The 5,445-nt window shown below is 50.4% G+C and carries 7 protein-coding genes; 4 read left to right on the plus strand and 3 right to left on the minus strand.

The genetic code is table 11. From position 1 onward, the window contains the following. Positions 1-125 precede the first annotated feature (125 nt). From HMPREF3098_RS11465 to HMPREF3098_RS02030, 3 genes are all read left to right on the plus strand, one after another. Positions 126-275: a hypothetical protein gene (locus HMPREF3098_RS11465; RefSeq protein ID WP_168155973.1), complete on the plus strand. Its 150-nt coding sequence runs from the start codon at positions 126-128 to the stop codon at positions 273-275. Positions 276-599: 324 nt separating this feature from the next. Next, complete coding sequence (locus tag HMPREF3098_RS11470) at positions 600-2,144, plus strand: hypothetical protein (RefSeq protein ID WP_083283941.1); 1,545 nt, start codon at positions 600-602, stop codon at positions 2,142-2,144. 12 nt (positions 2,145-2,156) lie between these two features. Then, positions 2,157-2,546, plus strand: coding sequence for a hypothetical protein (locus tag HMPREF3098_RS02030; protein WP_070433799.1), 390 nt, complete (start codon positions 2,157-2,159; stop codon positions 2,544-2,546). A 205-nt stretch (positions 2,547-2,751) separates the two neighbouring features. On the opposite strand, the gene HMPREF3098_RS02035 is transcribed toward HMPREF3098_RS02030, so the two are convergent. Continuing rightward, complete coding sequence (locus HMPREF3098_RS02035) at positions 2,752-3,264, minus strand: recombinase family protein (protein ID WP_346016038.1); 513 nt, start codon at positions 3,262-3,264, stop codon at positions 2,752-2,754. Between the two features lie 473 nt (positions 3,265-3,737). On the opposite strand from HMPREF3098_RS02035, the gene HMPREF3098_RS02040 reads away from it, so the two are divergent. Further along, on the plus strand, positions 3,738-4,124 hold the full coding sequence (locus tag HMPREF3098_RS02040; protein WP_035113713.1) for a hypothetical protein: 387 nt from the start codon (positions 3,738-3,740) through the stop codon (positions 4,122-4,124). A 623-nt stretch (positions 4,125-4,747) separates the two neighbouring features. On the opposite strand, the gene HMPREF3098_RS11210 is transcribed toward HMPREF3098_RS02040, so the two are convergent. Continuing rightward, the gene (locus HMPREF3098_RS11210) at positions 4,748-4,951 is read right to left on the minus strand and encodes a hypothetical protein (protein WP_141739637.1); all 204 of its coding nucleotides are present in this window, start codon (positions 4,949-4,951) and stop codon (positions 4,748-4,750) included. Between the two features lie 313 nt (positions 4,952-5,264). Continuing rightward, the coding region (locus HMPREF3098_RS11630) for a hypothetical protein (RefSeq protein ID WP_210385919.1) at positions 5,265-5,445 on the minus strand (181 nt) is incomplete at its 5' end.

Consider the following 5,445-nt stretch of genomic DNA (forward strand, 5'->3'; position numbering starts at 1 on the left):
TGCCCAGGCGATCTGCGACCGGGTACGTGCACGACGCAACGACCAGAAACGCAATCGAGACAAGACCCCCACCGCATGAGGAGCAACAGTGACGAAACAACTCACTGATACTCAGGCGTAAGAAGATGGCCCAGGCCGCCGCGCGCATCAGCAAGCGCACCCGCAAAGCCCTGCCTGACGAGATATATGCCATCGCTGGCGAACCCATCCCCGCTACGCGCAGAACATGGCGCACCACGCGCAGCACTTTGCGCGGACATCACGCCACTGGTTAGCTCTTAAGCGATGCCACACGTCGATTGTCGACGAGTGTGCCTGGCTCGGGGCGTGAGGAAAGTCCGAGGAGTTCACATCTCTTTCACGGCACGTCGCATCGCGCCCCCTCGCCCGGCCGCTCACCTATTCCATATATAACATATATAAGAAGAACAGATATAGCGCTGAATAGACTGTCAGTAAACAGCCATACAGATTAATTTCAGGAATCTTCCTGCATCTTTACAAGATTTCCCAACTGTTACTTAATTTTCCTTCCCGAAAGGAACTGTCTCACGCTAGGGTCATTTCTAACCATTCACCACAGCGGAAGATGACCCACCATGGCCAGACTATCTCGCATTATCTCCACCCTCCTGTTCACCCTCACTCTCGGCATCGGCTTCACCCCGGTTGTGCAGGCTCAGCCCACCCAACCCCCGGCAACCACCAGCACACCAGCCGACAACAACGCCGATTACGTCGCACCCGGGCGCGAAGATCTCGAACCAGCAGAACCAGGCTTCGACGACAACAACATCGATAACCAAGCGGGCAAAAACTGGCACCCCACCATCAACCCCAAAAGCAAAGTCACCCCAGGACAGATGCGTTCCGATAAAGAAGAAATCCCTGGTGGCTTCACCAAAGAACAGGCCAACCGCGCCGAGGTCCAAGAAGCTAAAGAACAGGCCACACAGGCACGCTCTGGGATCCAGACTTTTGCCGTCATCGATACCTGCCGGACATACTGGCCCAGCCCGTTCAAAGTCTGCGGAAAGATCCGCGAAAAGTACGATTCTCTCGGTGGACCGCAAAGCTTCCTAACCTGGCCGAAATCTGACGAGCTGAAGGTTCCCGATGGAGTAGGACGACGTAACGAGTTCGTCAACGGGTTCATCTACTGGCACCCTAATACCGGCGCTCATCCGATCACCACGCACTTCTCTGTCGCCTGGGCACGTACCGGATGGGAACGTGGACCACTGGGCTACCCCACCACTGACGAATTCGGTCAGTCTGACGGTATCGGGCGCAAGCAATCCTTCGAACACGGTCACATCTACGGTTCACTGGCAGGCCTGGCCACAATCCATGGGGCGATCTACGACAAGTGGGTACAAACCGGAGCGGAGAAAGGCCCGCTTGGTTACCCCACAGGTGATGAAACAAAAACCCCTGACGGCATCGGACGGTTCCATAACTTCACCCGCGGGAAGATCTACTGGCACCCACAATATGGAGCACATAGCGTTGTGGGAGCACAGCAGTTGATCTGGGAAGCGAGCGGACGTGAGCAAGGTATCTATGGATACCCTACTTCCGAACAATTTTTGGACAGTAAAGGAAATGTTGTTCAAAACTTCTCAAAAAGTCGACTGGATCTAAGTGTGTACCTAGGAAACACCGCCACTACACGAGTGGGAGAGAAGCTACTTAACGATAAACTAGTTGCTCTTTATCCTGAGTTGGCCAGTGGGGGGAATGTGGAGATAGGCGCACGAAATATCCTTGTCGCCAATGCAGAAACTAGAGATTCTCGTGTAGTGGGCGGAAAAGAGGTAGTGACAATCATTCCAGTCCCTAGCTACTATGTATATGACTGGCATAGAGGAAATCTAAACGACTACTGCACATCTAGCCCTGATGAATACTCTGGAGGAGTAAAGAATGCAGATTTCAGAGGACCTTGCGCTATTCATGATATGTGCTACCAGGCTGTTTCTCGAGGAGAAAGGACCCAATCATTTTGTGATGAAAGGTTCCACTCGCAGCTATTGCTAACCTGCGAAGGTGTATACTCACAATACAGTGGAGGTAGGTATCGGTGCGGAAATGTAGCCCAGGTTTACTATCAAGTCGTAAAGAATGCTCCTCATGATTTTTAAGGAATAATTAATTTGATAAAGCGCATTCTTTTCTTGCCGATCATTGAACTTATTCTTATTTCTCTGTCCTTGTTTGGCTTATCAAGATGGATCATAAAGCCTTTTTATGACCCATCTTACGGTACGGAGAGCCAGTTTTTTGATTCCTTCAATCAATCTCTTGTAATAATCTCGGCATTTTCTGCCCTTTTGGGCATTTTTCTTGCGGTAATTGTCCCAAATAAAATCGCTACAGGGTGGGCGATCATTGCCGCTGGAGCGGTGGCTGTCGTACTTGTTAAAAGCATGGCAGACAATAGCCCTAACATTGGCGGAGGTCTCATATTTTTAGTCGGCGAAGTCCTCCTGTTGGCAGGGTTCTCCATGGTCGTTAGGTTCTATTTGATTTCTCTATTAAGATAATCCATACTGTTTGACTACTGCTATAATAGGTCAGATTATCCAAGTCCGCTATCGATACGATCGACCTGACCAGGGTCTCCTTAAGCCAAATCCGTAGTTCGCGTTGGCTTGCCAAAGCAGCTATACAGCGTTGTTCGCCCTATCTTCAAAACGTCGTGCGACTTCCGCTTTCGGTACACCAGCATCCACCCATGCATGCGCCTGATCAACCTGCTCCGCAGTAAGCGCGCGAGCACGACCTTTGTACACCCCTCGCTCGAGCAATCCCCTCGGCTTGACGCTCCCTAATGATTGAGCGTTCAAATTCCGCCACCGAACCCAGCAGCCCGAGCATCAGCTTGGCGATCGGGGTGGAGTCCTTCGAGTAGATCTGACCCTCTTTAAGAAACCGCACCGACACCCCGCGTGCAGTGAGGTCGTCAACGATGGAATACAGATTAGACAAAGAGCGGGCGAGACGATCCATCGACGTGACAATCAGCTGATCCCCTTGGCGGACATACCGTAGGGCTTCTTCCAATCCTGGACGCTGCCGCGTCGCACCAGTCATCCGATCTTCAAAAAGAAAAAAGACACCCTCTTTGCGCAACAATTCAGTCTGCCGCTCCAGGTTTTGATCCTTGGAACTCACACGGGCGTAGCCAACCTTTTCTCCAGACACAACCTCGGGCTGTTCGGAAATATCTAGAGGCAGCGACACATCTGTTCGTTTATCCATAAACCCACCCTAGCGAACAGGCGTTTTTGTAGTTCACAATATGTTCGTTTGGGGTATGGTCTATAGAACACTTGCGGAAAACAATGATCCACACTAAATTGAAAATAATCTAAACTTCGACAGCCAAAAGGATACTATTGATAATGAAAAGTCTATGGAAACCCACAGCTATCATTTCACTAGTCACTGCCATGCTAAGCGCAGGGTATGCTGACGCGGCTGCCGTACCGGAACCTTCACTTCCTGAGCATGCTTCACCTCGGGTTCGTGAATCAGGCCAAATTTCTACTCAAAATAACTATACTCCTTATGCTTTTCCGGCGGTGATCCGGATAGCAACCTCGCGGCCTGCCTGCCTCGCACTAAGGAAAATATATGAGGCTGCCCGACCTGACCTTCCGAAACTTAAATGTAAGAAGTCGGGGCCAGTGTGGCATCTGGTGCGAGCTTAAATCTAAAGAAGGTAATTTCCCATGCGCCACCTGCCAGATGTTAACTGTATATACTCAGTAAAAAAATGTGAACCTAAAGAAGTGCAATCCATACTCAACGAAATTAATGTTTCCCCAGATCAGACACTGAGTGAGGTATTGCAAAATCTGGAAAAGCTAATCCTCACGAATAAAAAGAAAAAGATAGACAAAAATGCATTAGACTGTTTCGAAATCGCTATTGGTGAAACAATATTAAGCTATAAAGGCGCGAAATGGAAGAAGCTGAGCATAAGGTCATCCGGACTGGATGGATATGGCATTCTTCTAGGTGACGATACAGTAATTGTGCCAAAGATTATGCTCGAAGATCTAATGCAGGTTCAAAAAATTGGAACACTAGAGCTTTATCTAATTGGGGTTAATTGAAGATATTATGATCCGACTGGACAGTGAACATCTTCCCAATGCCTTTACCCTTCAGTTCCAAGCCAATGGTCAAGTGAACTGAAGAGCCATCCACTTAGGTCTATCGAACTCGAAAAGCTAACATCTACGGTGATTTATCGCGTGCACATAATCACTGTGCGCAAAACCATGTTTTACCGGGTCGCTTGAGGAGAAGTTCTCGGCTGAACTGCGGATACGTCCGGAATAGTCTACATTGAGCATGGCACAACAAGCGCGATCATGAGGTCGCTGCGAGATTGAAAGCTGTGTAAGTGGGTATGTTTTAGGCTTTCGAGATTTTCTGTGCCCGCTGGAAACTGATTCCATGAAGTTGTCCGATATCCCGGTAAGGTAGACTTTGCGCCGAGAGTACCCTAACCGTTTGAGCTAGCGCAGCAGTTGCAGCTTCCTGGGTCTGATGAGCTTTGTCGCGTAGCTCCTTAACCGTATTGACTTGGTTAGCTATTGACTTTTTCACAACAATGTCAACCCCTACTGTGTCAGGCTGGGATTCAACCTCTGGGAATAGAATCAGTGCATCCCAAACCATCTCATCAATCTGGTCAAGGCGACGCGCCTGGGTGAACAGCCCAGGAATCTCCTTAACTGAGACGGTCCATAGCTACGCCATTGGACAACGTTTCCTTACAGAAGCAGGCGCCGATCAACGATGCGATCGGCGCACGCCTCAACGCCACTTCCACACATTGTGGCTCATTGACATCCCCTGCAACCTTGACCCCTACCGCGTGCACGACCAAGTCTTTATCGACGCGACCTACAACCACCCCCGGCAATCTGCTCACCGCATCTACTCTCCACCACGTGTAGTGCCGGCACTGGGACAAATAAGAGACCACCGCCGCCTACACCGCGCTTCTTCAGCAACCCGCTCCACCCCTATGCGTCGTGCTTGACGGCGCGGCCAAGGCGCCTACAGCGCCAACAAAACATGCCGGCCGAAAACGACAATCCAACGCTGCCTCGTTCATACTCAACGCGTGATCCGTAGATACACCACCATCCGTCCCCGCACCGATGCAGGCAAACCAATCTACGACACCCTTGCCCCACAATTGACCACAGTCACGACCCTCTAGAACAAGCCGCTATCTGCGGCTACACGTCTGCACGAATTTCCAGCAGCTCTACCACCACTTCCTGAACAAAAAACCACCCTACCCAGGCAGCGAAACGTAAGCGCACCCAGCATGGGAATACACCCACATCCGCCTGCGCAAGGCCAACAACTCGCTGATCCACCTGCTGAAGTGTCCCAGGTTTTGTTCCGTTTGAGTAG

It is taken from the genome of Corynebacterium sp. HMSC28B08, from assembly GCF_001806865.1.
GTDB classification, from domain to species: Bacteria; Actinomycetota; Actinomycetes; order Mycobacteriales; family Mycobacteriaceae; genus Corynebacterium; species Corynebacterium auriscanis.

Excerpts from the sequence above, each read along its gene's own strand:
- HMPREF3098_RS11465 (WP_168155973.1), top strand. The coding sequence starts at position 126 with ATGGCCCAGGCCGCCGCGCGCATCAGCAAGCGCACCCGCAAAGCCCTG.
- HMPREF3098_RS11470 (WP_083283941.1), top strand. The coding sequence starts at position 600 with ATGGCCAGACTATCTCGCATTATCTCCACCCTCCTGTTCACCCTCACT.
- HMPREF3098_RS02035 (WP_346016038.1), bottom strand. The coding sequence starts at position 3,264 with ATGGATAAACGAACAGATGTGTCGCTGCCTCTAGATATTTCCGAACAG.
- HMPREF3098_RS02040 (WP_035113713.1), top strand. The coding sequence starts at position 3,738 with ATGCGCCACCTGCCAGATGTTAACTGTATATACTCAGTAAAAAAATGT.